Below are 25,740 nucleotides of genomic sequence, written 5' to 3'. Positions count from 1 at the left end.
GTTCTAGTGGAGAGCCTGGACACTCCGCGTGCGGATTGTTCTTCCGATCGCTGTTGTCCCCGGATTTATTGAATTTAATTTCACGGTGTAAATCCGGGGACAGCATCTGCTTCCGAAGCGAGCTTTCCTACGGAAAGCTTTTAGGCGAACGCTGACGCTTCTCCAGAACAATTCTGCTCTCTCCGCTAACGGCTCTACTGACGCACAAATCCACCTCGCCATTCCTTGGGGGCAATGCCAAACAGCCGGGAATGATCTCCCGGCTGTTTGCTGTAAATTGCAGCCCTGCTTCGGCTGGACTGATGAAAGAGTACTAATTGGAACAGTAGCTGATATGTTAGCCCGATCCTACAGAAGGTCGGCAGCCAACTGGGCCAGGTGTGAACGCTCACCCTTTTCAAGGGTAATATGTCCGCTGATCCCCTGTTGCTTGAACTTCTCCACGATATAGCTAAGTCCGTTGCTTGCCGCATCCAGATAAGGATGGTCAATCTGCTCGGGGTCGCCCATGAGGATGACTTTACTGCCTTCTCCGGCCCTAGAGACAATGGTCTTCACTTCGTGGCGGGACAAGTTCTGTGCCTCATCAATGATAATGAATTGAGACGGAATCGAACGTCCGCGAATATAGGTGAGGGCCTCCACTTGAATACTGCCCAGACCCATCAATATTTTATCGATATCGCCGGACTTCTTCGTATCGAACAAAAATTCCAGATTATCATAAATGGGCTGCATCCACGGACGCAGCTTTTCGTCCTTCTCACCTGGAAGATAACCGATATCCTTACCCATCGGCACCACCGGACGGGCAATCAGCAGCTTCTTGTACTTATGCTCATCTTCTACTTTGAACAGTCCGGCAGCCAGGGCCAACAACGTTTTCCCTGTTCCCGCTTTACCAGTGATAGTGACCAGCGGGATATCGTCATTGAGCAGCAGCTCCAGTGCCATCCGCTGTTGAGCATTGCGGGCGCTGATTCCCCATACCGCATCATTTCCGAGATAAAGCGGCTCCAGACGGGAAGCATCGCTGTTGACTTTGAGCAGGGCCGATTTGCCGGTACCAATCTCATCCTTTAAAATAACAAATTCATGCGGATATAGCGGATAGGACAAGGATAACTGTTTGACAGATAAGGAACGGTGGCTGTAATATTCATCGATCAGCGAAGGATGGACCATCAGCGATTGATAGCCGGAGTACAGCTCATTCAGATCACCCGTACGGTCAGATAAATAATCCTCCGGTGTTATGCCAAGCACATCCGCCTTGATGCGGACGAGCACATCTTTACTCACGAGCACCACAGGACTCGGTTCAGCCTTTTCATTCTCCTCATGGAGATAATTAAGCGCGACAGCCAATATCCGGTTATCATTGGAGACTTCACCGAACATTTCTTGAACTTTTACGAAGCTGCGGTGGTTAAGCTCTACCTTCAGCGTGCCTCCATGATCCAGTACCACACCGCTATGCAGGTGGCCGAGTTCACGAAGTCCGTCTAATAAGCGCGACACGGTGCGGGCGTTGCGGCCGATTTCATCGGCATTGCGCTTCTTGGAGTCGATTTCTTCCAGGACTACTGCCGGAATGACAACTTCATGCTCCTTGAAAGCAAAAATCGAATTGGGGTCGTGCAAAAGCACGTTGGTGTCTAGTACAAATATCTTTTTCATGTTATCCCCTCCACAGCGCCTGGTTTGATTGGTCATACATAACTCTATTCAGCGAGGGTAAGCTAAGGTAAAGACCTGATCTTTCGCCGAAAGGAGTATGCACATATGAGAAAATCAATGTGTCTGTTGCTGGTACTGCTGCTGCTGACAAGCTGCGGTATCGCTAATAAAGAGTCATCACCCTCTCCTCAGGATAAACAATCGGCTAAATCATTAAGCAGCCAGGGGAACCGGGGAGTGCAAAATTTATCGGGTGAAGGAGCCACTGCCGCCCCAATACCTTATTCACAGCCCGGACAGCCTTCTGACGGCAGAGGTGAAAGTGATGTTGCACTCAAAGACCATTTTGAGCGTCTCGCCAAAAGAGTTCCCGGTGTAAAAGGCGCTCATTGCGTCGTCATGAACAATGTCGCTGTAGTAGGTATTGATGTTGATGGAGCCCTTACCCGGTCCCGGGTCGGAAGCATTAAATATTCTGTGGCAGAAGCCATCCGCAAGGACCCCAGAAGTAAGGATCCAAGAAGTGTAAAAGCGCTCGTCACTGCTGACATGGATGTATCCAGCAGACTTGCCGAAATGGGCAAACACATCAGCAAGGGGCATCCGGTGTCTGGTTTCGCCTCTGAGATGGCAGACATTATCGGACGTATTATCCCGCAGCTTCCGGAAGATACCAAGCCGAAAGGCAATCAATAGAAGCTGTCTTGGTTCAAAGAATTGGACAAAAAAAGCCTAGTGACTTGATCACTGGGCTTTTTGCATGGCGGCAAACACCTGTCCGTCCAGCTTATCAGCCGCACGTGCATCGTATACCTTCGCATATTTTGGGGCGGACTCTAATTGTGCGCCATAGAAAAGCGCATTGCGGACCGCTTCAATTTCAACATCAAAACAGCACATCTTGAACGGAACATCGGATAGCGGATCCTGCCTGACGGAAGCACGACCGTTAATGGCATGAACGGTACCCTCGCCAAAAACAGTGATAGTGACCAGCGGATTCACCTTCATGTTGTTCACAAGTCTGGAACGGTGGTCGACTGCAAGTCGAACAATAGAAGGGCTCACTGCATAGATCCAGGAAATCGCGGTGGACGTTGGTCCGCCTGTCTCCGCATCCACAGTGTTCAGTAGAACAAAAGTTTCCGACTGCAGCATTGTAAGCAATGTTTCGTTAAGCTGTGCAACGGCTTCGGACATAAGTACAGGCCCCCTATGCGGCTTGGATACATTCAATTTATTATATTATAGCACATGCCCGAACTTGCATTCAATTTTGAGATGTTGGTGCAATACCGGCAATACGGTCATGGAGACTTTTCTTGGCTGCGTCCAGCTCTTCATCGTTAATATATACATATGGACTGCGCCATGTTCCGGTCACCGGTTTGAATTCAATGTTCTCCTTGGAAATCTTCCAATAGGTAGTGATCATATTCTTGATCTGTTCATTCTCAATATCGGTCTTCATATTGTCATCTACAGCATCGAGCACCTTACCGATCTTCAGAACACCGTCCAGTGACTGCATCTGTCCAACCAATGAATGCAGAACTTCGTTCTGGCGCTTGTTACGGTCAAAATCATCTGAAGCCTTGGTCTTCGGGCTGCAGTTCGACTTGCGGTAGCGCACGTAATCGAGCGCATCATCGCCATCCAATTGTGCCGCGCCTTTGGTTAGGTTAATGTCCGTTCCATCCACGGTGTCCGTATAGCACATGTTTTCACTGATATTTACATCTACACCGCCCAGTTCATCCACGACATCACGGAAGCCCTGGAAATCAAGGACAGTCACATAATCCACATCAACATCAAGGTATTTGCCCATCATGGTCTTCATCTCGTCTTCGGCAAGAATACCTGAGGTTTTCTCCTTGCTTTTGAACCGGGCATAAAATTCATTAATCTTGGTCTTCTTGTACCCGCTAAGCTCCACATAAGTATCCCGGGGAAGCGAGACTACTGTAGCGGACTGGGTTTTGGGATTAAGCGATACGACCATAATCACATCGGTCAGATTGGAAGGATGTTTCGGCCGATTGTCTGTCCCCAGCAGCAGCATCGTGATGGGCTTCTCTGAAGCGGAATGTCCCGCCTTTACCGGCTGGTCTAAACCGAAGCTGCCTTGGTCAAACTTCCAATATAGAAAGCCACCATATCCTAGAACGGCAAGAATGACAATGATTAGAATAACCAAAAGCGTTCTTCCCATTCTTGCCAATGCTCCGCGTTTTTTAACTTGTTTCTTCTTCTGCACGGTTCTCGCCGCGCTGTTCGGCTGCGGTCTGACGCTTCTCTGATTCCCGCTTGATCTTGGAGGCAAACTGCCTTTATTTATACTCATAATGGAATAAGGTCCTTTTCATATCAACTGGTATTCGATTGCTCGCTCTCTCTATTAGACGAATTCAAGCGGCAAAAGTTGCGATTACTGTCGTTTGCCCGCTGCCGCCGCCTTACGTCTCTGCCGGGCCTCTACCATGTAGCGGACCCGCACAAGCAGCATAAGCCCTACAGCCACAAGCAGGCACTGGATAATAGGCAGCTTGTCGTGCTGGAAGATGAGCAGCATGCCCGAACCCACCGCCATCATCAGGTATAACACAATTTCCTTGCCGATAGGCAGCTTCTGATTCACGCGGAAAACGCGGTTGTACACATAAGTCAATAAAATAAAAATGACAATGTAAGCGACAATAGGATGCTCAGCGAACCAGATCTGCAAAGCTCGTCACTCCCTCCGGGAATTAGTTCGCTTACATTATAACATTCAACACGCTTTTATACCGCAAGAATCCTAAGAATTTGAGGGAATTCAAATCGGCTTATTTAAATCAAAAACCGCCGGAATGATCCGGCGGCTTAAAAGAAGAATGGAATGCTGTACTGTGGCAGAACAAACAACCATTCGTTCAGAACAACTTAGGCTTGGCTGGCTTGCGCCGCTTTACGCTGTTTTTCTACACGTTCGCGTTCGCCCTTATTCAGGATCTTTTTGCGCAAACGGACAGATTTAGGTGTAATTTCGCAATATTCATCATCGTTCAGGTACTCAAGCGCACCTTCCAGTGAGAACAGGCGAGGAGTCTTCATCTTCACCGTTTCATCCTTCGTTGCCGAACGAACGTTGGTCAATTGCTTTTCTTTGCAGATGTTGACGATGATATCGTTATCGCGGGTATGTTCACCTACGATCATACCTTCATAAATTTCAGTACCTGGTTCCAGGAAGAGAATACCACGGTCTTCAACACCCATCATGCCGTAAAGAGTAGTATTTCCAGTCTCACTGGATACAAGTACACCTTGATGACGTCCGCCAACCTGGCCACCGATCAGTGGAGCGTAGCTGTCAAAGGCATGGTTCATTACACCATAGCCGCGTGTCAGCGTCAGGAAGTACGTATTATATCCGATCAAGCCGCGTGCAGGAATCAGGAATTCCAGACGAACCTGTCCGGTTCCGTGATTGATCATGTTGACCATTTCCGCTTTGCGAGTACCCAGACTCTCCATTACGGCTCCCATGCTTTCTTCCGGAATATCAATCATCAGACGCTCAAGCGGCTCCATTTTGGCACCGTCGATTTCCTTAACGATAACCTCAGGTTTGGATACCTGCATTTCATAGCCTTCACGGCGCATATTCTCAATCAGAATCCCCAGGTGAAGCTCACCGCGTCCGGAAACGATAAATGCATCCGGGCTGTCAGTTTCCATCACGCGCAAACTCACATCGGTTTCAAGCTCTTTGAAGAGACGCTCACGCAGCTTGCGGGAAGTCACCCATTTACCTTCTCTACCCGCAAAAGGACTGTTGTTCACGAGGAACGTCATTTGCATGGTTGGTTCATCAATTTTTAGGACAGGCAGCGCTTCAGGGTTCGCCGGATCGGCAATCGTCTCACCGATGTTAATATCCTTAATCCCGGCAATAGCTACGATGTCGCCAGCGCCAGCTTCTTCAGTTTCAACACGCTTAAGACCCTGAAAGCCGAACAGCTTCTCGATACGGGCTGTTTTGCTCTTGCCGTCGCGCATGATGACAGTAACGGATTGGCCTTGCTTAATTATGCCACGGTTCACGCGTCCGATAGCGATACGTCCCAGATATTCATTGTAGTCCATCAATGTTACAAGGAACTGCAATGGTTCTTCAATTTTTTCAGTTGGAGCCGGGATATGCTGAGTAATGGTTTCGTACAGTGCAAGCATGGTTTCATCCTGCTTCTCAGGGTCCATGCTGGATGTACCGTTAATCGCGGAAGCATACACAACCGGGAACTCCAATTGGTCGTCACTGGCTTCAAGCTCAATGAACAGATCCAGGACTTCATCAATAACTTCCTTCGGACGTGCAGCCGGACGGTCAATCTTGTTTACGACAACGATAGGTGTCAGGTGCTGTTCCAGCGCCTTGCGCAGAACGAATTTCGTTTGCGGCATGCAGCCTTCATATGCATCGACAACCAGCAGTACACCGTCAACCATCTTCATGATGCGTTCTACTTCACCGCCGAAGTCGGCGTGTCCAGGGGTATCTACAATGTTGATCAGGAACTCTTTATAGGTGATTGCTGTATTTTTGGCTAGGATGGTAATTCCGCGTTCCCGCTCCAGATCGTTCGAGTCCATGGCCCGTTCTTGCAGGTGCTCGTGAGCGCTGAAAATTCCTGATTGCTGCAGAAGCTGATCGACGAGTGTTGTTTTGCCATGGTCAACGTGGGCAATGATCGCAATATTGCGGATATCTTTTCTTGAATGCATGATTTGTATCCAAATCCTCTCATTTATCAAATTAAAAATGTTTAAATTTATAGCTTGTCGCGGCAGTCTCACAAAAGAAGCGCCAGGCAGAAAGCCGACGCTTCAACATATCCTTAATATTATAGTGAAAGCACTATGAAAAGCAAGTCTTTTTATGAAAAAACGGTTTCCAGCTCCGTTTAATTTTGCTAAAGTTGCATTCGGGCAATTTTCCCGTTCCTTCTTTGAACAAGTTTCGGGGGATGTAGCTGTCTTACCAGCCTCCGTTCCACTTTTTACGGCCTCCCGGTTTGCCCCGTCCAAAGATCAGCCAGGCACCTGCCGCAATCAGAATGGCTCCGAGTAAATAGAGTGCTCCCGTTCCCAGCATGCTGAAGATCAGTAGTACAAGACTCAATAGCCCCAGAATGACAGCTGTGGTAGTAAGACCGCCGTTTCGCCCCGGGGAATAGAGTGAATACTCATACAGTCCGACAGCAATGCCCAGCAGCAGCAGCGGCCACAGATGTGACATCAGTCCCCAGCCCCAGGTATTGCAGAGGCCCAGCAGCAATCCGTATACGGTCAGAATCCCAGCCGGCAGCAGCACGGATGCCGGAGCCCGGCGGCTGAAGAAAAGCACATGCAGGAACAGGCCGGGTACCAGAATCACGAGTGGCCACAGAGCACGCCCGAGAAAGCCGAATACCCCCAGCTTTCCGAACAGTATCACTATGCCGGCAGCGAATATAAATATACCCAGTTTCGCGTCATTTTTGGAAGACATTTTTCCACCCATCCCTTCAAAATTCATGTCTCTTCTCACAGACCCGCCACTAAGACACACAAGCATATGACAGGATTCTCTTTATATTTTATCTGAAAAATAAATAAAACACCATCATTCTTCTTGATATTGGCTCACATGCTAAAAAGAAACGACTTCGCCGTCCTCTGAAAGCGGCGGCATCCGTTTCTCCAAAAAGTTAAGGATAATTTATAGCGTGAAACATATAAATTCTTATATTTCAAAGAGACCGGGCCAAAGCTGTTGCACAGCTCTGACTCAGCCTCGGGATCACTTTCGGAGTTCTACTTTGCCGATAAGGTTCCCCGCTTGAACAAGCCCGATATCACCACAATGATTCCGAGCAGCAGCGGCAGCATCGAGTGGAACGACGGCAGCAGGAAGGAAATCACCGCACCAAATTTGGCGTCCTGAAGCAGCATATCTCCCGCCGTATATGCGAGGATATAAGCCCCAATGTAGATCAGCACAGGGAAACGGTGCAGCCAGCCCACAATGATTCCGCTGCCCCAGACCACAATCGGAATGCTTAACGCGATACCGATCACAATTAGTGCAAGATCCCCCTTCGCCACGCCTGCAATAGCCAGCACGTTGTCCAGACTCATAATAAAGTCAGCAAGCAGAATGGTGCGGACGGATTTCCATACGGTAGAGCTCTCTTCTACGCGGATGTCCTCTTCCTCCTCCAGCAGCAGCTTGAATGCGATCCACAGCAGCAATATCCCCCCGCCGGCCTCAATATAAGGGATCTTCAGCAGTAACACCGCGGCAAAAGTCAGCAGACAGCGCAGCACGACAGCACCAGCGGCCCCCCACCAGACCGCAAGCTTACGGTGCTGCTCCGGCAAATTTTTGCTGGCCATTGCAATGACCATTGCATTATCTCCGCTCAGCACGAGATTGATCATCAGTATTTCACCAAGCAGCAATAAAGATTCCATTGACTTCAGCCTCCCCGAACTGCATGTATTTACATGTATGTCCAAGCCGGGCAAGCTATGCTTCATGGGAAGGCTTTTTTGCAAGTTACGAATGTCCGGGGTTGTTATAGCGTATACAACACTATACGGTTTCAGGGCAAAGTTTTGTACGAAGCTGATTCAAAAAGCAATTCTAACAAAACATTAGGAGTGACACGCTCTTGAACACATCCGTTTGGGATTTCATATTGCCGCTGCTCAATATTATCTTTCTGGATCTGATTCTGGCCGGTGACAATGCCATAGTCATTGGCCTGGCTGCACGGAATTTACAGGGAAAAACACAGAAAAAAGCGATCTTGCTGGGTACAGGCGGAGCTGTAGCACTACGGATTATCGCCACTATTCTGGTAGTTTGGCTGCTTAAAATCCCCTGGCTGCTGCTGTTCGGTGGCCTTCTGCTCATTCTAATTGCTTATAAACTGCTAACCGGGGATAATGGGGGCCCGAATATTCAGGCCGGGGGGACACTTTGGTCGGCGGTGCGGACGATCATTATTGCGGATGCTGCCATGGGTCTGGACAATGTAATCGCAATTGCCGGAGCTGCCAATCATAATATTGTGCTGGTTGTGCTGGGACTGCTGATCAGTGTTCCGATTGTCGTCTGGGGCAGCACCCTTTTCATTAAGCTGATGGGCCGTTATCCCTGGATCATTTATATCGGCGCTGCCGTACTTGGGTTGACTGCCTCAAGTATGATTACCGAAGAGCAGCGGATCGGTCCTTTTGTAGAGGAGCATCCGCTGCTGCGTGTTCTTTTTATTCTGCTGGTGATTGCGGGGATCCTTACAGCCGGGCACTGGAAGCGGGTCCGGGATCACCGGAAATCGGTACATGGCGGACCGGCGGTCTAAGGAATTCCCAACTCGCCATGGGATAACACCGAATGAATAAAGGGGTTGACTAGAACCATTCCTCCTGAAGCCCAGCCTCCGCCGGGACCACATCACTTGGCTTTTCATCCCCGTAAGGAGTAATGATGACTGTCTCTGTTCCGGCAACCGCCGCATCCAGGAGGGCACTGTAGTCCGGAAGGGTGGCTTCAATTTTATCCACGATTCGCAGGTTGGGATTGGTCGTCGGCGATTTGGGGACAAACAGTGTGCAACAATCCTCGTAGGGAAGGATAGAGAGTTCATAGGTGCCAATGGTTTTGGAAATGTCCACAATTTCACGCTTATCCATCATTACGAGAGGACGCAGCAGCGGAAGCGGGGTCGCACGGCCGATTACATTCATGCTGGAAAGCGTCTGGCTGGCAACTTGTCCGAGGCTTTCTCCCGTAACGAGGGCCAGTGCCCCCTCCTGCTCAGCCAAACGCGATGCAATTTTCAACATGGCCCGGCGCATCAACGTAACGATTAGGTTATCCTGACCGATACCGGTAAAAGAGGTCTGCACCTCTGTAAATGGAACAAGATGCAGCTTAATGACTCCCGCATACCGTGACAACACCCGCGTCAGATCTACGACTTTTTGCCTTGCCAGCTCGCTGGTATAAGGGAAGCTGTAGAAATGGACACATTCGACTTCAAGTCCCCGGCGCATGGAGGACCAGCCTGCGACAGGACTGTCAATACCGCCAGATAGCAGCAGCATGGCTTTCCCATTGGTGCCCAGAGGGAAACCTCCTACACAGGCAATATTTTCACAGAAAATAAACGTATGGCCTTCCCGGATTTCAATTCTCAGCTCCATCTGCGGCGACTTCACATCCACAAGCAGACCTGGATAACCTTGTAGCAGCGGTGTTGAAATCAGCTTATTCATTTCTATTGAGCCATAAGGGAATTCCTTCCAGACCCGCCGTGCATTCACCTTAAAGGTCGTGCCGGCTGGTGGAGCTGCAATCTGTAAAAAGGTCCGGCTGACGGATAAAATATCCTCAAATTCCGATTGCGAAACTTTAACCGGACTGATCGAAGCAATACCGAAAACGTTGCGCAGCACAGCGATCAGTTCTCCTGCGGGTTCACCGTTTAACTGTACGTAAATGCGTCCGAATTCCTTGCTTAAGCTCACTTTGGGAAAGGGTTTGACCATTTCCTTCACATGGCGGAGCACAGTTTTCTCAAACCGGGAGCGGTTTTTCCCTTTTAAAATAAACTCTCCGAACCGCAGCATCAGCATATCTGCATATTCACTACTTCTTACTATCCCTGACCAGGATTCAATTCCGTATCCATTCTCTATCTCTTTCATGTGTTATTTCATGCCTCCTTGAGCTTTCTTCAATGACTGTACCGCATCCAGCAGCGCTTGTTCAAGCTTGGCAACATCAGCTTCCGTATGAATATCCCCAAAGCTGATTCGGATACCGCCAAGTGCCGCTGGGATATCTCTGCCCATCGACAGCAATATCCGGCTTGGTTCGGCAAGACGCGAAGAGCAGGCTGAACGGGTCGAGACGGTCATCCCCAACTCCTCCAGCTTACGGGCGAGTACCTCTCCCTTCATGCCCGGGTAGGAGAAATGCACGATATGAGGGGCACCGTCCTCTCTGCTGTTCAGAATTAGCTCGGGTACACCTGAGATAAAATGCAGCAGCCGATTACGAAGCGGAATCAGCCGTCTGCTTAGTTCCTCCCGCTTCTCACCGCTCATTCGCACAGCCTTGGCTGAAGCCACAATTCCCGCTACATTCTCGGTTCCGGCACGGTTTCCATTCTCATGCGAGCCTCCCGTCAGGAGCGGAAACAGGGTTACCCCTTCTCTGACAACCAGGATGCCCGTACCGCGTGGTCCGCGAATTTTATGCGGGGACAAGCTGTACAGATCAACCTCCCACTCCTTCAGTTGAGTCTCAAGTTTGCCGTATCCCTGCACCCCGTCAACATGGAACAAGGTCCGGCGGTTCACAGCTTTGATCCCCTGTCCAATCTCCCGAAGAGGCTGCACCGTTCCAATCTCATTATTGACATGCATGACACTGACAATCACCGTATCCGGGCGGACGGCAGCGGTAACATCCGCCGGATCCACGATTCCCGAGCTTTTTGGCGCGACAAAAGTAACCTCCCAGCCCAGACCTTGCAGCTGCAGGCAGCTCTCATACACGGAAGGGTGTTCCAACTGTGTTGTAACGATATGACGCCCCCTGCCCTGATATTGCAGGGCGGCACCTTTTATGGCCAGGTTATTGCTCTCGGTTGCTCCCGAGGTAAACAGTATTTCAATCGGCTGTACGCCAAGTGAAGCTGCGCACACTTCCCGCGCACGTGTGATAAGCCGCTCTGCTTCCACCCCTGCCCGGTGCAGGGAAGAGGGGTTGGCATAATGCAGTCTCATGATTTGTTCTACGGTCTGCACCACCTCATCGTAAGGAGGTGCAGCAGCTGCGTAATCCCAGTAAAGCATATATTGAAGGTCTCCTTTGTGTCTTTCTTGGCAGCGTGCAGGAATCGCCTGCATCCCACTAGGGCGAAAAAGGATCAAACGGCCCTTTGCCACCTCTGTGGTTTAAGGGTAACCCGTTTGATCCTTTTTATTATACCGCGTATTTCGCGCGGGCGCGTTCTATTTTAGTGATGTAAGCCTGTGTTTCCTTCGGAAGCTGCGACAAGTTGGCCATCAGCTCCAGGTCATTGCTAACTCCCATCTTGTTCACCCGACCCGGACCGGCATTATAAGCAGCAAGCGCCATGTTCTCCTGTCCGTTATACCGTTTCAATTGATACGATAGATAACGCACCCCTCCGTCAATGCTCTGAGCCGGGTCAAAAGGATCCGATACACCGAGTCCATTCGCCGTTCCATCCATTAGCTGCATCAGCCCTTTGGCTCCGGCTGAAGATACTACATTGGGATTAAAGGAGGACTCTGTATCAATAACCGCTTTGATCAGATCAACAGGAACGCCGTATTTCGCACTAGCCGTTTGAATCAGGTCTTCATAATCGGTAGGTTTCGTCTCCGTTATTTCCCCGGAAATGGCGTTATACGCTTCTTCCACCCCGCCAATCTGCTGCCACAACAACCCGCTTAAGGAGGAGTTGTCCAGTGAGGCCAGTGTATTGCCGGTGTCCCCGTTGGTATTCTTGAGTGCAATCTCCTGCAGGAGGGCCGCAAATTCTGCGGATGAGCTGCCCGAAGCTGCCGATTTATTTTTGACCATCACATTTTTCACCTGGGAAGAGCTTCGTAAATCGATCCATTTCAGCTGGCCGGTTCCGCTTCCTGTTGCTGCGGCATTAATCACCATTCTGAGCATTCCTTCTTTCAAGGTCGTTTTATATGTTAAGGTTCTCAATTCAATTCTAAAATACGCCTTTATTTTACAATTTCTCCGCTGTAATTGCTATATGCCGACACGAAAAAACAGACTTCAGACCCGCATAGATAGGTCTTAAAGCCTGTTTCGATTCCCTTTTTACATTGGATTATACGGCTAACGGGCAAAAGGAATCATAATAAAATAGCTGAGTGTGGATACAATTCCCAGCCCCATGGCCCACGCCCCTGCAGTTTTTTGCCCCCTGGCATAGGCATAATAGCCAAGCACTGCTGCAATGGGTCCCAAAATAATGGACCAGATAAACAAGGAAACGACCCCAAACCCCAAGCCAACATACCCTAAGGTCCTGCTATCCGTGTTTGTACCCTCTTCATTTTTGGTTTCGTCTTTGGCTTCTGCCCCGTTGATATTCCCTCTGTGCACATGAGCCGGCAACGGGCTAATCTCGGCGGCGTATTCCTCATTTAGGGCTCTGTCCCGGCGGGGATAATCTATCCTCCGCGGACGCAGAATTATTTTTTTTCTTGAATCACCTGGATTGGAATCATCACTGCGCTTGTCCATGGCGGTGTCCTCCTAATCCTTCGGCTTGAACGTCAGACAACAGGTGGCAGAAGAAGTAGCCGCATGATCGTGGTGGTGGCCTTTGTCAGTCATTTCTTCGGCATATTCTTCCAAAAAAGCACTGCCCGAATGTTTGTCGATTTCGATCACAATTTGATCTGCACGGCACAGGTTTTGCTCTCCCCAATAATTACAGTTGCTCACACTGCATTTCACAAGTGGTTTGGCGGTTGTCATCGTTATCACCTCGGCTTCATTATGTCCGCAGAAGGCCACCCCTATCCTGTAAGAGCCTTTCCAATTGAACACACGCCCCCCAGCTTCCGCCAACAATCAAGTGGAACGGCTTAGCCGTCCTTATACAAGCTAATGCTTCCGAAGCAACTAAATCCTTAAATTTCAAAAAAAAGACCGCACCTGCCATATCCATGGCAAATGCGGTCCAGTTGTACCGGGACTATTCAGCTCAGGCTACACCTGATTCTGCATGCGCTTCTCGGTCAAATAATCATTTTCATAGTAGCTTAGGTCATCCCGCAGTTCTTCATAAACCTTGGTGATATCCATAATAATGTCACGGGCCGGACGTACCGGCTTTTTGCGGAAACGGATGGCATCTTGGCCTGTATAAGCATAACGCCCATCTTCGGAATAGCTTTCATTCTTGGGATAAAAGAAGTTGTTCACTCCAAAATGATATACGTTATATAGCGCTTTTTGCGCAAAGGCTTCATCAAATGTGGCACGCCGTAAAGCAACCCCAAGCTTCTCATATGACATTTCCGAGAACACCAGCAAATGGCGGAGATCGGACAAAAAGCCTTGATAAAAGAGCAGCGTTTCCTCATCTTCCTCTGTAGCCAGTTGCGGCAGCGCATGCTGATTCAGGAATAATTCCATTTTTCCGATTACGGATTTAAGCTTTTCTCTCGTCGTTTCACACAATTTCTGCACATTGGCTGCTGACATGGCGATTGCTCCCCCTTATTATTCCTGGCTCATGAAAGTTGAATTAAATGAAGCAAGGTTTTCCAAGTGTTTTTACTTAGTAAGCACTTACTTTCTGATATTAACATAAATCCTTGGACGACGGTATCCTTTTCTGCAATGCATAAAACCTGTGTTCACTCCTAAACCTACAGCTATTACGATTCCATGAAGGAGCGGAAAATATGTCACGCAAAAATGTAATGCTTGCCGGTCTGGTCACCGCTGCTTTTACCATAGCAGTTCTAACGTTCACATTTCGTTCCGATGGAGAGCCTAAGCCGGGGCAAGCCTCCGTGCCTAAGCCTTTACAGGAAAAAACGATGAAGAAGACTGCACTTACTCAGGATGTCAGCGCTACTGACCGCTTGAACCGGGTAGATGTCAGCAAGCACCTGAGAACGATGCTCTTCGAGACGAGTGGCAAAACGCCCGAGGATATTTCAGCATATGCCAAACGTCTACAGCAGGGACACGGCCATATCACCATGCTGATGTGGATTGATTTCCGCACGCAGCAGACCAGTACCTTCAAATCGTCCCTTCCCGAAGGAAACGACCAGGAGAATAAACAGCTCCTGAAGTACCTGAACACTGCAAAAGCCGCAATTAAGGGGCATCAGGCCTATGAATCCCCTTCTTTTATTATCGGCAATAAAAAATATTATTTCACCGCCCAGCGCGATCCGCAAGGCCATTATGGAGTCATCGCCCTGATTCATCAAAAGATTCTGGATAAGGTGGCAGAGCACCAGCTCAAGAATCTGCGGCTAATCCCCTATCCGAAGGAAGGCAAGTACCGCGTCGAATCGGTTCATGCCGATACTCTGAAGGATCTCACCGTCAAAACCGGTCATGACAACGAGAATGCCAGCCATTATTACGAAAATGAGATTGTCGTCCGTTTCAAAAATGGCCATCCTACCGCAGGACAGCTGCAGATCATTGCCGCCGATATCCGCTGTAAGGAGCCGCGCAAACTCGGTTACGCCTACATTTTCCGCTCCGGGAAGATGAACTATACCCAGCTAAAAACCTATTTCAACGACAAATGGCATCCGCAGTATACGGAACCTCACTATATGTATTTAACCAATGATTCCGTCAGCGAAAATACAGCCACAGTAATTACACCGAATGATTTACTTTTTTCCGCTTACCAGTGGAATCTGCCGGCTATCGAAACGGAACAAGGCTGGAATCTGTCCAAAGGCAGCAAAGATGTGATTGTCGCGGTGGTAGATACGGGGGTGCAGGCGAATCATCCGGACCTCAAAGGCCAACTGCTTGCCGGATATAATGCCATAACGAATACTTCCCCCCCTGACGATGATGTCGGTCATGGCACACATGTTGCGGGAATTATAGGGGCATTAACCAATAACGAAGAAGGCGTGGCCGGCATCAGCTGGTACAATAAGATTCTCCCGGTAAAAGCACTAGACAACTCGGGTGCAGGCACAACCTATTCCGTAGCCGAAGGGATCATCTGGGCTGCAGACAAGGGCGCCAAAGTGATTAACCTCAGTCTGGGCAATTATGCCGATTCACAATTTCTGCATGATGCGATTAAGTATGCCTACGACCGCGATGTGGTAATTGTATCCGCTGCAGGAAATGACAATACAGAACGCCCAGGGTTCCCTGCAGCCTATCCCGAAGTCCTTGCAGTTGCTGCAACCAATGCCACAGGTGAAAAAGCTTCCTTCTCCAATTACGGGGAATATATTGATGTCGCCGCTCCCGGGGAGAGCATCGCTAGCACTTATCCAGACAACCAGTATGCGGCACTGTCCGGAACCTCGATGGCCAGCCCGCATGTTGCGGCACTCGCCGGACTGGTGCGTTCCCTGAACCCGGCTCTGACCAATAAGGAAGTCATGGCAATGATGACTTCAAACGCTGTAGATCTGGGCGATCCCGGTCACGACAAATATTACGGCTGGGGTCAGGTGGATATCTATAAAACTCTGCAAGCAGCAGGGGGAGGCGAGGTTCCGCTGCAGCTGTTCCCGCAGCATGTCGGCCGCCAGCTTAACAGCCTCCGGCAGAGCCTCGAAAAATAACTATTAATCCGGAGAGCTGAGATGCTTATCCAGCAAAATAAGGAACCGCTTCAGGCCACGCTCCATATCCGCTTCCTTCATTTGCGAATAGCACAAACGGATATGTCTTGAAGGCTGATCACCGGCATAACACACATCGCCGGGCAGAAAAGAAATGCCCTCCTGCTCCGCCAGCTCATGGAGCTTCTCAATTCCGGACGCGGAAGGAAGCTGCAGCCAAAGATTCAATCCTCCTTCGGGAAGAACCCATGTTACGCCTGGTGGGGCATATTGCTTCAGCAGCTTGGCTGCCTTCTCCATTCGTCTCCGCAGGGCAGTCCGGAGCTTGCGGGCATAATCCTCATATTTATAGGCAATGAACGGGAGTACGGCTCCCTGCGTAAGCAGGGGACTACCCAGATCACTGGCCGACTTGGCGGCAATCAGCCTGGACAGGATGTTGCCCTCTGCGGCCACACAGGCAATCCGGCAACCCGGGGCAATGACTTTGCTGAAGCTTTTCATATATACCACATGCCCGTCCTCATCCATCGACTTGATTGAAGGGGGAGGCGGTGTGCGGAAATACAGGTCGCTGAACGGATCATCCTCCACAATGAGACAGCGGTAGCTGCGGGCAAGCTCCAGCAGCCGCTGTCTTCTTGTTATGCTCATAGTGACACCGCTAGGATTCTGAAAGGTAGGATTCGTATAGATTAGTTTGGGCGGCCTGGCATCACACAGCCGGGTCAGCACATCCACCCGCATCCCCTCGTGATCCATGGGTACAAAGATCATCTCCGCTCCTCTTCCGGCAAAAACATCTATAGCCCCGGTATAGCTAGGCGCTTCCAGATATACAGTGTCTCCCGGGCCCACAAAGGTCCGTGCTACAAGATCGATCCCCTGCTGTGTTCCACTGGTAATCATCAGATCGGCGGAGCTGATGTGGATACCGCGCGGCTGCAAATGCCTGCGCATGATCTCGCGCAGCTCCGGGTCGCCCTGAAAATTGCCGTAGGAAGCCATCAGCTCCGGCTGGCCCGTTACCAATGCTGCCATGGTCGAACCAATCGGCTCGAGAGGAAGCAGTTCACTATGAATCGCCGCAAGATGGAATGGGAATTCCACCTCGGTGTAGTCAAAATTGCGCCACAGCTGTGCACGCGGCAAATAATCATCGTATCTGTCCTGCCAGCATGCCCCGTTCCCTGCTCCGCTTGGCTCATGCTCCGCTACAAAGCAGCCTTTGCCCTGGCTGCATACAATATGGCCCCTCTTCTCCAAATCAGCGTAGGCTTTGCTCACCGTAACCTGGCTTACTTTCAGTGTAACTGCCAGTCCTCTGACAGAGGGTAGCCGGGTTCCCGGCTGCAGGAGCCCGGAAGTGATCCGCTGAGCCAGCGTATCACTGATTTGCTGCGGCAAGGCTTTGCTGCCGCTGCGGAGCAAATCGATATGCATTCTTCCGTCCTCCCAACTGTTATATTCAGCGCTTTACTGTTATACCGCTATGCCGTTATGATACAACAAAATCAAAGCAGCGGGGGCGTATTTTTTTATGAAGATAAATTTTTCAACTGCGGCAAAACACCTGGGTTCCTCGGCAGTCCGTGAAATACTAAAGGTAACCCAAGGCAAAAATATGATATCGCTGGCCGGAGGATTGCCCGGAGAAGAATTATTTCCGATGCAGGCGGTCCGGGATGCTTACAACAGGGCACTAGCTGCGGATACTTCTGCCCTTCAGTATGGCTTGACCGAAGGCTACCTGCCGCTTCGTGAACAAATCGCAGCAAGACTCACCGGTCAGGGAATTGCTGTGTCTGCTTCCGATATGATCCTGACTACAGGCTCGCAGCAGGCTTTGGATCTGCTCTGCAAAATAATGCTCGACCCTGGCGACAGTGTGCTTGTAGAAGCGCCTACTTATCTGGCTGCGCTTCAAGTGCTTGGCTCTTACCGTGCGGACATCCACACCGTCAAGAGTGACGAACACGGTATGCTCCCGGATCACCTGGAGGAGCAGCTTCGCACCCAGCGGCCCAAGCTGTTGTATGCCGTTCCTACCTTCAACAATCCCTCAGGAGCCACATGGAGCAGGGAACGCCGCGAACAGACAGTAGAATTATGCCGGCGCTACAATGTCCTTATTCTTGAAGATAATCCGTATGGAGAAATCACCTTCGACGATGCTCCGGACGCATACCCTCCTACTCTTGCAGCGATTGATCGAAGCGGTGAGGGCGAATCCTGTGTAGTCTACACAGGAACCTTCTCCAAAATCGTCGCCCCGGGGCTGCGCACCGGCTGGATCATCGGGCCTCCTGAATTGATCCAAGTGATCACCAAAGCCAAGCAGGCTGCAGATTTACATTCTAGCGCCATTGACCAGCGGGCGCTGTCTGAACTACTGCAGACCTTTGATCTTGAAGAACATATTCGCCTGATTTCCCGCGAGTACCATTCGCGGATGAAGCTGCTGTCCGGCGAATTGGCGTCCCGTAGCTGGGAAGGTACTCATTTTCTTGAGCCGCGCGGCGGCATGTTCCTGTGGCTGACACTGGCCGAACACATTAACGCTGCTAAGCTGCTTCCTTATGCCGTCCGGCAAGGCGTAGCTTTCGTACCCGGCGAGGTGTTCTATTCCGAGCAGCCGCACAGGAATACGATGCGGCTCAATTTCACCCATACGCCGCCTGAGCTTATGCAAATTGCAGTACAGCGGCTGGAAGAAGCCCTGAACATATACGGGCAAAGTGCAGAAGCCTCGCAGCCGATTGCTCAAGCAGATTAGACAACAGCTCAGCATATAAAAGTCTTATATTTATACAAATAAGCGGCCCTCCGAGGAGGGCCGCTGTCTTATGATTAGCGATCAGTAAATTCATTTTGTTTATAAGTTGTCAGTTAGGAAAGTTTGCCGTAAGCCGGGTTCTGTGCTCGTCGTGGTTCATACGGGAACTACCCTCCCACCATAAGCGACAATCATCTATCTAGGCCATACATTACTGCACAGCTCCAGCGACCAACCTAGACACGCCTCAGGCGAAGGCTGCTTCTTCCGTAAGGAGAAGCTGCGTCTCATTAGGTCTTGCTCCAGATGGGGTTTACCAGGAACGAAGTCACCAGCGTTCCTCGGGGTCTCTTACACCTCGGTTCCATCCTTGCCTGTGCCGCCCGAAAGCGGCCATCGGCGGTCCATTTCTGTGGCACTATCCTTCGGCTCGCGCCGACTGGACGTTATCCAGCACCCTGCCTTGTGGAGCCCGGACTTTCCTCCCGCGGCGTTTTCACGCACACCGGCGATTGTCTGTCAAACTTTCCTGAACAACATTGTATATTATACAGACTTGCACCTTGACGCACAAGTGTAAATATGTGGTGTTTTATAGGAATACAAAAGGCTCCGTGTTCACTTGAGAGACATGCACAGCTGTATCATATTTATGCTCAGTCAGCTTGCCCGTCATCCATTCGGCTACCTTCACTTTCATAATCTTCTCTGCATTATGTCCCGGATCAATCAGGGCGATGCCTGCCAGAGCAGCATCCTGGGCTGTGTGATAGTCAATGTCCCCAGTCACCAGCACATCTGCTCCTTTGAAGATGGCACTGTTGTAATACTTTGCCCCGGAGCCTCCCATTACGGCAGCTTTGCGGATAGGACGGTTCAAGTCGCCAACGACGCGCACATGGTCCACCTGAAGTCCGCTTTTGACCGTTTCAATGAATTGGCCTAACGTAGTCGGCTCCTTAAGCTTCCCTACCCGGCCCAGACCGAAGCTGCGGCCCTTGAGGTCCATGGAATACAGGTCATAAGCCACCTCTTCGTAAGGATGGGCCTTCAGCATGGCCTGCACGACTTTGTTCCGGATGGGCAGGGGCACAATCGTTTCAATACGGATTTCCTCCGCACGCTCCAGCTTGCCCTGCTCCCCAAGGAACGGATCAGAGCCTTCCCTTGGTATGAATGTGCCGTACCCTTCTATATTGAAGCTGCAGTGGCTGTAATTGCCAATCCAACCCGCACCGGCATTCAGGATGGCATCCAGCACCTTCTGGTGATGATCCTTTGGCACGAAGACCACCAGCTTGGACAACTGTTCAGTATGGATATCCTTGATCGGAGCACCTTCCTGAATGCCAAGAGCTTCAGCCATCCAATCATTCATACCGCCTTCCGCCACATCCAGATTCGTATGGCTGATATAGACGGCAATATCATTTTTGATCAGCTTCTCGTAGAGCTTGCCCATTGGAGTATCGGTCTGAATTCCCTTGATCGGACGGAAGATTATCGCATGGTGGGCGATGATCAGATTGCAGCCCCGGACAATAGCCTCGTCCACAATGGTTTCATTCACATCAAGCGCCACAAGAACACCGGTAATCTCCTTCTGCAGAGATCCCAGCTGGAGGCCTACGTTATCCCATTCCTCCGCCAGATGTTTGGGAGCAAGCTGCTCCATATACCCGATTACCGTTTGACCTTTGGCAAACATTCCAGCACCTCCGTAATTCGTCTGATCTGTGCTTTGATCTTGCCGCGTTTCTTCTCTGCAGATTCAAGCTCTGAGCGTGACAGAGAGGCGAGAATACCTTCGAGCTTCGCAATCTCCCCTTGCCATTTGGCGAAGAAAGCTTCATTGGGCGCCTGGAGCAGCCAAGGTCCCATCTCCAGCAGCAGCTCACGGTCACATACCACACCGGAAGACAATCTAAGCTCCTGATACAGCTGTTCATTCGTAATTCCGGCAGCAGCCGCTTCCCCCACTGCCGTCAGAATTTCATAGATCTTGCCGTCTTCCTCCAGAATATGCTCGGCGGTAAGTACCCACCCGTGGTTCAAAAGCCAGCGGCGGAGAATATCCTCACCCACATTCGGCTGCAGAGCCAGAGTCTTGACACCTTCCAGCCTTCCAAGGTTCAACCCACGATCCAGGATCGAAGCAATGAGGGCTCCCCCCATACCTGCGATAGTAATGCAATCCACTTCTCCAGGCTCCAGCACCTCAAGCCCGTCGCCGCGCCGTACGGCAATTGCCTTCCCTAGTCCGGCCTCTGCCACCCCTCTTCGGGCAGCTTCAAACGGTCCCGGATTCACTTCTCCTGCGATAGCAGACTGCACCCGTCCGCTCCCTACAGCCGCTACAGGCAAAAGTGCATGATCGGAGCCGATATCGGCGACCACGCTTCCCTGCGGAATTTGCTCCAGTACAAGCTGAAGCCGGTTTGATAATTTATTGTTATTCATGAGGTCACCCACGTTATCCATTTTTTACGAAAAATAAACAGCAGAGCAAGACCTGCCGCAATCTTCAATATCAGTATTAGCGAAACCCACTGCGGAAAATCCGGTCTCAGCAGCAATGCGTCGATCTCAGGCATGATCCACAGCGAAACACCAACGCCCAGGTAGACTCCTGAAACACCATTCACCCGGTGATGCAGCAGCCAGCTCAGCCATACCATAAGCACGCACAGCGGCAGATACAGCAGCTCCAGTTCGAGAATTGAGGCATCCGGGCGCACCTGGCCGAAGAATCCCGCATAGAGCAGGGTCCAGAAAGCAAAGCCGCAAAAATGCAAAAGGCTAATGCGGAGGAGAAAACCAAGAACGACCCACAGCAGTCCGCAGCCTGCAATCAGCAAAGGCCTCCAGAAGTCCGGGTCCAGGTTATGTAGTGCAATCAGCCATAATCCGAATCCCAGCGTTAATATGCTGCCTATCCCTGCGAGCATGAGACTGATCATGTTGTTCCGGTCCTGGTAAACGGCGGAGTAGCCATAACAAACAATTAGGACACAGAGTGCTGTTGCAAGTTGCAAAGGCCAGGGAAAAACGCTAAAATAAAGACTAATCAAGAAAATCAAGGAAATAATTCCAAAACCAAACAGCCAAATTTTGATGCTTCCCTGCTGAAGATTGCGGAATGAAATCGGATTGCTGTCCTTCACCTCTGCCTCATCATCATAGAGGTTGGTCAGGAAATCACAATACTGCTCCGGCAACACTTTACTTCTTCTCCAGTACTGAATTTCTCTTAAAATAATTTCACGTTTTTCCAAGTTCAACGGCTCAACCCTCTTTCGGACCTTAACTCTGGCACTTTCAAGCTAAAAGGACCTCCTGCCACCGTGCAGCAGAAGGTCCGGTTCATAATACTATTCTAGGAAATCCTTAAGACGTTTGCTGCGGCTCGGATGGCGGAGCTTGCGCAAGGCCTTCGCCTCGATCTGGCGAATCCGCTCACGGGTAACGCCGAACACTTTGCCGACTTCCTCGAGCGTTCTCGTCCGTCCGTCGTCCAGGCCAAAACGCAGACGAAGCACATTCTCTTCACGCTCGGTGAGCGTGTCCAGCACATCCTCCAGCTGTTCCTTCAGCAGCTCATAGGCAGCTGCATCCGCAGGCGCAAGGGCTTCCTGATCCTCGATGAAATCACCCAAATGCGAATCATCCTCTTCACCAATCGGTGTTTCCAACGATACCGGCTCCTGGGCAATCTTCATAATTTCTCTGACCTTTTCTACTGTCAGTTCCATCTCGGCGGCAATTTCCTCCGGCGACGGCTCACGTCCAAGCTCCTGCAACAGCTGACGGGATACCCGGATCAGCTTGTTAATGGTTTCTACCATGTGTACCGGAATACGGATTGTCCGGGCCTGATCCGCAATCGCCCGTGTAATAGCCTGACGAATCCACCAGGTCGCGTACGTACTGAATTTGAATCCTTTGTTATGGTCAAACTTCTCAACGGCTTTGATCAGACCCATGTTGCCTTCCTGAATCAGGTCCAGGAACAACATTCCGCGTCCAACATAACGTTTGGCTATACTGACTACGAGACGCAGGTTCGCTTCAGCCAGACGGCGTTTTGCTTCCTCATCCCCGTTTTTGATTCTCATCGCCAGCTCTACCTCGTCGTCAGCCGACAACAACGGCACCCGTCCAATTTCCTTCAGATACATCCGGACCGGGTCATTAATCTTAATTCCTGGCGGGAGTGACAAATCGTCGTCGAAGCTGAAATCATCGCTGTCTTTGTCCTCATTATCCTCACTTGGCCGGAGGCTGTTCACCTCTTCGTCATTCTCATTCACAACCTCGATACCCAAATCACTCAGTTGCTCGTAGAACTCCTCCATTTGCTCGGGGTCCTGATCAAACGGCGACAATTTCTCCATAATATCTTTGTAGTTCAATGATGATCTTTTCTTACCTTGCTCAATAAGCTGATCTTTCACCTGATCCAAAGTAAATTCTGCTTCCAATTCAGTATGCTGATCGTTCGCCATAATTCGACTCCCTCCTCCCTAGGTACATCCTGTCAACTGCTCATTGTCTCTCTAGGGCTATAATCTCACTTGCTATTTGTGCCGCACGCAAAAAGTCTCCTGATTTCTCAGCTTGAATCATCTCTTCGCGTTTCAGTTCCATCCCGCGTTGCACGGGGTATTTCCGCACTTCACGGATACAATCATCCAGGACCTGCGTGTTCCAGTCCGGAGGAGTGTCCATCATAGAAATGGCTGTTGCAGTCTTTTCCAGACGGTCATCCTGAAGCGATGATAGAAACCGGCTAATGCCGGGTGGTTTGCCTTGCGCGTAATAGGCATATAGATAAGCGGCTATTGCCGCATGATCATCGATGTTGAACTCTTCTCCGAGGCGTTCGCCTACATATGCGGCGGCTTCCGGGTCCTGTATCATCAAGGACAGCAGGCGCCTTTCGGCAACATGGTAAGCCGGCAGCAAAGTCGGTGTTTGCACCTGCCCTTTTTTATGCCTACCATTATTCCACCTTTTGTCGTTATTATCCCCTTCGGGGATGTTTTTTTGCATCGAAGCCCGAAGTAAATTGCAGTCCTGCTTCAAGCTATCATATGACAGCTCCAGCTCAGAGGCGATTTCACGCAGGTAGACCTCGCGCTCTGTGGAGGAATGCAGTGATGCAATAATCTCCAGTGCCTCCTTGACATAAGCAATTTTGCCGTCTTCCTCTAGGAGTATATGGTTTTTTTTCAGATATATAAGCTTAAATTTAATCGATGAGACCGCTGAATCAATCACTTGATCCTTGAAACGCTCTCCGCCATGACGGGAGATGAACTCATCAGGATCGAGTCCGCTCGGAAGCACGGCAACCTTTACCCGCAGGCCATTGTCCTCCAGCATCGGGATCGCCTTGATCGCAGCAGCTTGTCCCGCCTTGTCGCCGTCATAAGCCAGAACAATTTCATCACCCAGGCTCTTCATCAGCGCCACATGCCCATCTGTAAGTGAGGTGCCCATGGTAGCTACGCCGTTATGCACACCTGCTTCCCAAGCCGAAATGACATCACCGTAGCCTTCAAAAAGGACGATTTGCCGCGTTTTGCGGATGGATGCTTTGGATTGGTGCAAATTGTACAGAATCCGGCTTTTGTTAAATAATCTGCTCTCCGGAGAATTCAAATATTTCGGCTGACCCTCTCCGAGAATTCTTCCGGCAAAAGCAATTACCTTCCCTGTGCGGTTCGCAATCGGAAAAATGACACGTCCGCGGAAGCGGTCAATGTACCCTTTCCCCTCGCCTCTGGCAGACAGCAGTCCGCCCTTTTCCATCTCAGCGAGATCAAAATTCCTTTTCTCGAGGAACTGCAGCAGTGTATCCCAGCGGTCCGGTGCGTAGCCGATTTGGAACTGGTCGATCATTTTGTCGCTGAAGCCCCGGGATCTCAAATAATCCATGGCGGCAGTGCCGTATTCCGTATTCTTCAGCAGAAAATGATAAAATTTTGCCGACAGCTCATAGGCCTGAATCAGCCGGTCACGCTCAGGGTCAGGAGGAGACTGAATCCCCCCTGCTCCTTCGGGAACAGATATATCGCTTTCTTCCGCCATGATTCGGACTGCTTCGGGGAAGGATAATCCTTCGATTTCCATCCTGAATTTGATGGCATTTCCACCCATACCGCAGCCAAAGCAATGAAAGACACCCCTGTCAGGGGTTACAGTGAAGGAAGGAGTTTTCTCCGAATGAAACGGGCAGAGGCCCCATAAATATTTCCCCTGCTTGGACAAATGGACAACCTTACCGACTGTATCGACAATGTCATGCCGTGCGAGCACACTCTCGATAACCTCTTCCGGAATATTACCTTGTCCGCTAGCCACTTCAACCACCTTCATCTCTTAACAAGTAAATATAATTCGCTATAGCTGTACATTCTCCTGCAAAAGTGTTAAAAGTTTTGTCAGTTTATGTTGAAAATAAATTTTTTCTTCCGCGGTGATCGCTTTAGGTCCCTTGGAATAGTGTCCCCGTCGGCGCTCCACGGCCCTGGCATGCCTGCCCTCCAGCATAAAATCCATTGTGGAATCGTCATACTCCTGTCCGCGGTTAGACAATACCCTGCAGCGTTTGCCAAGCGCAAGTGCAGCAAGGCCAAAATCCTGCGTAACGACAATGTCTCCTGCAGAAATATGGTTGGCGATGTAAAGGTCGGCGCTATCTGCCCCGCGGTCCACCTGAACGATGGAGACGCCTTCTTCACCCTTAAGCACATGATCGTATGAAGAGACCATGATTACCGGGATCCCGAAACTTCGGGCGACCGCAATAATTTCTTGCTTCACCGGACAAGCATCCCCATCGACTACGATCTTTCTTTCCTGGGAACCTTCCATGAGCATCACCA

Annotated in this window: 24 protein-coding genes and 1 other RNA gene; 4 read left to right on the top strand and 21 right to left on the bottom strand. The window is 50.3% G+C overall.

The genetic code is table 11. The features are described 5' to 3' along the window. Positions 1 to 348: 348 nt before the first annotated feature. Complete coding sequence (locus ACTJKB_RS07095; RefSeq protein ID WP_440832836.1) at positions 349 to 1,680, bottom strand: PhoH family protein; 1,332 nt, start codon at positions 1,678 to 1,680, stop codon at positions 349 to 351. A gap of 105 nt (positions 1,681 to 1,785) precedes the next feature. Here ACTJKB_RS07095 and ACTJKB_RS07090 point away from each other — a divergent pair, with 105 nt between their 5' ends. Then, positions 1,786 to 2,376 (top strand): YhcN/YlaJ family sporulation lipoprotein, encoded by a 591-nt coding sequence (locus ACTJKB_RS07090; protein WP_440832834.1) that lies wholly within the window; start codon positions 1,786 to 1,788, stop codon positions 2,374 to 2,376. A 48-nt stretch (positions 2,377 to 2,424) separates the two neighbouring features. Here the strand turns inward: ACTJKB_RS07090 and ACTJKB_RS07085 are convergent, their stop codons facing one another. The 6 genes from ACTJKB_RS07085 to ACTJKB_RS07060 form a co-directional block, all read right to left on the bottom strand. Beyond that, the gene (locus ACTJKB_RS07085; protein WP_074112266.1) at positions 2,425 to 2,880 is read right to left on the bottom strand and encodes a pyridoxamine 5'-phosphate oxidase family protein; all 456 of its coding nucleotides are present in this window, start codon (positions 2,878 to 2,880) and stop codon (positions 2,425 to 2,427) included. A 70-nt stretch (positions 2,881 to 2,950) separates the two neighbouring features. After that, positions 2,951 to 4,027: an LCP family protein gene (locus ACTJKB_RS07080; protein ID WP_440832832.1), complete on the bottom strand. Its 1,077-nt coding sequence runs from the start codon at positions 4,025 to 4,027 to the stop codon at positions 2,951 to 2,953. Positions 4,028 to 4,111: 84 nt separating this feature from the next. After that, complete coding sequence (locus ACTJKB_RS07075; protein WP_074085676.1) at positions 4,112 to 4,408, bottom strand: YlaH-like family protein; 297 nt, start codon at positions 4,406 to 4,408, stop codon at positions 4,112 to 4,114. A gap of 197 nt (positions 4,409 to 4,605) precedes the next feature. Continuing rightward, the gene (gene typA, locus ACTJKB_RS07070; RefSeq protein WP_074085677.1) at positions 4,606 to 6,450 is read right to left on the bottom strand and encodes a translational GTPase TypA; all 1,845 of its coding nucleotides are present in this window, start codon (positions 6,448 to 6,450) and stop codon (positions 4,606 to 4,608) included. 253 nt (positions 6,451 to 6,703) lie between these two features. Beyond that, a complete protein-coding gene (locus ACTJKB_RS07065; RefSeq protein ID WP_440832831.1) occupies positions 6,704 to 7,216 on the bottom strand; it encodes a hypothetical protein in 513 nt (170 codons plus the stop codon). A 305-nt stretch (positions 7,217 to 7,521) separates the two neighbouring features. Continuing rightward, positions 7,522 to 8,181 (bottom strand): TerC family protein, encoded by a 660-nt coding sequence (locus ACTJKB_RS07060; protein WP_440832829.1) that lies wholly within the window; start codon positions 8,179 to 8,181, stop codon positions 7,522 to 7,524. Between the two features lie 200 nt (positions 8,182 to 8,381). Between ACTJKB_RS07060 and ACTJKB_RS07055 the strand changes: the two genes are divergently transcribed. Further along, complete coding sequence (locus tag ACTJKB_RS07055) at positions 8,382 to 9,077, top strand: TerC family protein (RefSeq protein WP_440832828.1); 696 nt, start codon at positions 8,382 to 8,384, stop codon at positions 9,075 to 9,077. 49 nt (positions 9,078 to 9,126) lie between these two features. Here the strand turns inward: ACTJKB_RS07055 and thiI are convergent, their stop codons facing one another. The 6 genes from thiI to ACTJKB_RS07025 form a co-directional block, all read right to left on the bottom strand. Beyond that, the gene (gene thiI / locus ACTJKB_RS07050) at positions 9,127 to 10,353 is read right to left on the bottom strand and encodes a tRNA uracil 4-sulfurtransferase ThiI (RefSeq protein ID WP_440833851.1); all 1,227 of its coding nucleotides are present in this window, start codon (positions 10,351 to 10,353) and stop codon (positions 9,127 to 9,129) included. Between the two features lie 75 nt (positions 10,354 to 10,428). After that, complete coding sequence (locus ACTJKB_RS07045) at positions 10,429 to 11,580, bottom strand: cysteine desulfurase family protein (RefSeq protein ID WP_440832826.1); 1,152 nt, start codon at positions 11,578 to 11,580, stop codon at positions 10,429 to 10,431. A 130-nt stretch (positions 11,581 to 11,710) separates the two neighbouring features. Beyond that, positions 11,711 to 12,424, bottom strand: a complete 714-nt coding sequence (locus ACTJKB_RS07040; RefSeq protein ID WP_440833850.1) for a lytic transglycosylase domain-containing protein — start codon at positions 12,422 to 12,424, stop codon at positions 11,711 to 11,713. A 186-nt stretch (positions 12,425 to 12,610) separates the two neighbouring features. Then, positions 12,611 to 13,021, bottom strand: coding sequence for a hypothetical protein (locus ACTJKB_RS07035; protein WP_440832825.1), 411 nt, complete (start codon positions 13,019 to 13,021; stop codon positions 12,611 to 12,613). Positions 13,022 to 13,033: 12 nt separating this feature from the next. Continuing rightward, positions 13,034 to 13,330 (bottom strand): DUF1540 domain-containing protein, encoded by a 297-nt coding sequence (locus ACTJKB_RS07030; RefSeq protein ID WP_440832824.1) that lies wholly within the window; start codon positions 13,328 to 13,330, stop codon positions 13,034 to 13,036. Between the two features lie 162 nt (positions 13,331 to 13,492). Next, positions 13,493 to 13,990 carry a YpuI family protein gene (locus ACTJKB_RS07025; RefSeq protein ID WP_074085684.1) on the bottom strand — a complete coding sequence of 166 codons (498 nt, stop codon included), beginning with the start codon at positions 13,988 to 13,990 and terminating at the stop codon, positions 13,493 to 13,495. A 203-nt stretch (positions 13,991 to 14,193) separates the two neighbouring features. Here ACTJKB_RS07025 and ACTJKB_RS07020 point away from each other — a divergent pair, with 203 nt between their 5' ends. Continuing rightward, complete coding sequence (locus ACTJKB_RS07020) at positions 14,194 to 16,074, top strand: S8 family peptidase (RefSeq protein ID WP_440832822.1); 1,881 nt, start codon at positions 14,194 to 14,196, stop codon at positions 16,072 to 16,074. Between the two features lie 3 nt (positions 16,075 to 16,077). Here ACTJKB_RS07020 and pdxR read toward each other — a convergent pair whose 3' ends face one another. Beyond that, a complete protein-coding gene (pdxR, locus tag ACTJKB_RS07015) occupies positions 16,078 to 17,517 on the bottom strand; it encodes a MocR-like pyridoxine biosynthesis transcription factor PdxR (RefSeq protein ID WP_440832820.1) in 1,440 nt (479 codons plus the stop codon). Between the two features lie 97 nt (positions 17,518 to 17,614). Between pdxR and ACTJKB_RS07010 the strand changes: the two genes are divergently transcribed. Next, complete coding sequence (locus ACTJKB_RS07010; protein ID WP_440832818.1) at positions 17,615 to 18,850, top strand: PLP-dependent aminotransferase family protein; 1,236 nt, start codon at positions 17,615 to 17,617, stop codon at positions 18,848 to 18,850. Between the two features lie 114 nt (positions 18,851 to 18,964). Here the strand turns inward: ACTJKB_RS07010 and rnpB are convergent. The 7 genes from rnpB to ACTJKB_RS06975 form a co-directional block, all read right to left on the bottom strand. Continuing rightward, positions 18,965 to 19,378, bottom strand: an RNA gene (gene rnpB, locus ACTJKB_RS07005) — RNase P RNA component class A. A 64-nt stretch (positions 19,379 to 19,442) separates the two neighbouring features. Then, positions 19,443 to 20,558 carry a Nif3-like dinuclear metal center hexameric protein gene (locus ACTJKB_RS07000; protein WP_440832816.1) on the bottom strand — a complete coding sequence of 372 codons (1,116 nt, stop codon included), beginning with the start codon at positions 20,556 to 20,558 and terminating at the stop codon, positions 19,443 to 19,445. After that, positions 20,534 to 21,310, bottom strand: a complete 777-nt coding sequence (locus ACTJKB_RS06995) for a tRNA (adenine(22)-N(1))-methyltransferase (RefSeq protein ID WP_440832814.1) — start codon at positions 21,308 to 21,310, stop codon at positions 20,534 to 20,536. Before ACTJKB_RS06995 ends, ACTJKB_RS07000 begins: the two co-directional genes overlap by 25 nt. Continuing rightward, positions 21,307 to 22,131 (bottom strand): hypothetical protein, encoded by an 825-nt coding sequence (locus ACTJKB_RS06990; protein WP_440832812.1) that lies wholly within the window; start codon positions 22,129 to 22,131, stop codon positions 21,307 to 21,309. The genes ACTJKB_RS06995 and ACTJKB_RS06990 overlap by 4 nt, the downstream gene beginning before the upstream one ends. Positions 22,132 to 22,221: 90 nt before the next feature. Continuing rightward, on the bottom strand, positions 22,222 to 23,355 hold the full coding sequence (rpoD, locus tag ACTJKB_RS06985; protein WP_036683799.1) for an RNA polymerase sigma factor RpoD: 1,134 nt from the start codon (positions 23,353 to 23,355) through the stop codon (positions 22,222 to 22,224). A 40-nt stretch (positions 23,356 to 23,395) separates the two neighbouring features. Beyond that, complete coding sequence (dnaG, locus tag ACTJKB_RS06980) at positions 23,396 to 25,231, bottom strand: DNA primase (RefSeq protein ID WP_440832809.1); 1,836 nt, start codon at positions 25,229 to 25,231, stop codon at positions 23,396 to 23,398. Between the two features lie 24 nt (positions 25,232 to 25,255). Continuing rightward, the gene (locus tag ACTJKB_RS06975) at positions 25,256 to 25,729 is read right to left on the bottom strand and encodes a YaiI/YqxD family protein (protein ID WP_440832807.1); all 474 of its coding nucleotides are present in this window, start codon (positions 25,727 to 25,729) and stop codon (positions 25,256 to 25,258) included. Positions 25,730 to 25,740 lie beyond the last annotated feature (11 nt).

This window comes from Paenibacillus sp. 22594, from assembly GCF_052044425.1.
Taxonomy (GTDB): domain Bacteria; phylum Bacillota; class Bacilli; order Paenibacillales; family Paenibacillaceae; genus Paenibacillus_AQ.
The sequence above is the reverse complement of the archived record's forward strand: the minus strand, read 5'-3'. Positions and strand labels throughout refer to the sequence as shown.

Coding starts and splice junctions, on each gene's coding strand:
- ACTJKB_RS06995 (WP_440832814.1), bottom strand. CDS start 21,310: ATGAATAACAATAAATTATCAAACCGGCTTCAGCTTGTACTGGAGCAA.
- pdxR (WP_440832820.1), bottom strand. CDS start 17,517: ATGCATATCGATTTGCTCCGCAGCGGCAGCAAAGCCTTGCCGCAGCAA.
- ACTJKB_RS07080 (WP_440832832.1), bottom strand. CDS start 4,027: ATGAGTATAAATAAAGGCAGTTTGCCTCCAAGATCAAGCGGGAATCAG.
- ACTJKB_RS07035 (WP_440832825.1), bottom strand. CDS start 13,021: ATGGACAAGCGCAGTGATGATTCCAATCCAGGTGATTCAAGAAAAAAA.
- ACTJKB_RS07095 (WP_440832836.1), bottom strand. CDS start 1,680: ATGAAAAAGATATTTGTACTAGACACCAACGTGCTTTTGCACGACCCC.
- ACTJKB_RS07000 (WP_440832816.1), bottom strand. CDS start 20,558: ATGTTTGCCAAAGGTCAAACGGTAATCGGGTATATGGAGCAGCTTGCT.
- ACTJKB_RS07090 (WP_440832834.1), top strand. CDS start 1,786: ATGAGAAAATCAATGTGTCTGTTGCTGGTACTGCTGCTGCTGACAAGC.
- ACTJKB_RS07085 (WP_074112266.1), bottom strand. CDS start 2,880: ATGTCCGAAGCCGTTGCACAGCTTAACGAAACATTGCTTACAATGCTG.
- typA (WP_074085677.1), bottom strand. CDS start 6,450: ATGCATTCAAGAAAAGATATCCGCAATATTGCGATCATTGCCCACGTT.
- ACTJKB_RS07010 (WP_440832818.1), top strand. CDS start 17,615: ATGAAGATAAATTTTTCAACTGCGGCAAAACACCTGGGTTCCTCGGCA.
- thiI (WP_440833851.1), bottom strand. CDS start 10,353: ATGCTGATGCTGCGGTTCGGAGAGTTTATTTTAAAAGGGAAAAACCGC.
- ACTJKB_RS07065 (WP_440832831.1), bottom strand. CDS start 7,216: ATGTCTTCCAAAAATGACGCGAAACTGGGTATATTTATATTCGCTGCC.
- ACTJKB_RS06975 (WP_440832807.1), bottom strand. CDS start 25,729: ATGGAAGGTTCCCAGGAAAGAAAGATCGTAGTCGATGGGGATGCTTGT.
- ACTJKB_RS07040 (WP_440833850.1), bottom strand. CDS start 12,424: ATGGTGATTAATGCCGCAGCAACAGGAAGCGGAACCGGCCAGCTGAAA.
- rpoD (WP_036683799.1), bottom strand. CDS start 23,355: ATGGCGAACGATCAGCATACTGAATTGGAAGCAGAATTTACTTTGGAT.
- ACTJKB_RS07060 (WP_440832829.1), bottom strand. CDS start 8,181: ATGGAATCTTTATTGCTGCTTGGTGAAATACTGATGATCAATCTCGTG.
- dnaG (WP_440832809.1), bottom strand. CDS start 25,231: ATGAAGGTGGTTGAAGTGGCTAGCGGACAAGGTAATATTCCGGAAGAG.
- ACTJKB_RS07025 (WP_074085684.1), bottom strand. CDS start 13,990: ATGTCAGCAGCCAATGTGCAGAAATTGTGTGAAACGACGAGAGAAAAG.
- ACTJKB_RS07020 (WP_440832822.1), top strand. CDS start 14,194: ATGTCACGCAAAAATGTAATGCTTGCCGGTCTGGTCACCGCTGCTTTT.
- ACTJKB_RS07045 (WP_440832826.1), bottom strand. CDS start 11,580: ATGCTTTACTGGGATTACGCAGCTGCTGCACCTCCTTACGATGAGGTG.